1 pseudogene is annotated in these 493 nt (G+C 69.8%); it reads right to left on the bottom strand.

The window, feature by feature from the left end:
* Positions 1-493: pseudogene (locus U5775_RS39025) on the bottom strand (hemagglutinin); the annotation flags it as partial.

The raw sequence follows: 493 nt of genomic DNA, 5'->3' as shown, positions 1-493 counted from the left end.
TGCGGCAATGTTGTCGCCGCTGCCGATCGCCGCGCTGTTGTTCGCGGCAATCGTGTTGGTGTTGCCGAGCGCGAAGCTGCCGTTGCCCGGAATGGTGTTGTTGTCGCCGACGGCATAGCTGCTGTTGCCGGCGATGACGTTCGGGTCGCCGAATGCGCCCGAGCCGCTGCCCGAGACCTTGTTGCCCGAACCGACGCTGATCGACTTGGCGCCTGTGGCCTGGGCGCCGTTGCCGATGGCGACGCCGCTGTCCGCCGAGACCGTGGCGCCGTTACCCATGGCCACGCCGTTGGTGCCGGCGATCGTGGTGGTGGCCTGCAGGCCCAGCGCAACGCTGTTGTTGCCGCCGGTCGCGGCGCCCGTGCCGATGGCGACGGTATCCGCACCCGTCGCATTGGCGGCGGTGGCGAACAGCTTGGCGTCGCCCGCGGTATTGCCGGCCGCCGACATCTGGCCGGAAGTACCGATGGCGATCGAGCGCGCGCCGCTGGCA

The sequence above is a fragment of the Paraburkholderia sp. J63 genome (genome assembly GCF_905220245.1).
In the GTDB taxonomy this organism is placed as follows: domain Bacteria; phylum Pseudomonadota; class Gammaproteobacteria; order Burkholderiales; family Burkholderiaceae; genus Paraburkholderia.
Note: the sequence above shows the minus strand (reverse complement) of the source record. Positions and strands in the feature narration are given on the sequence as shown.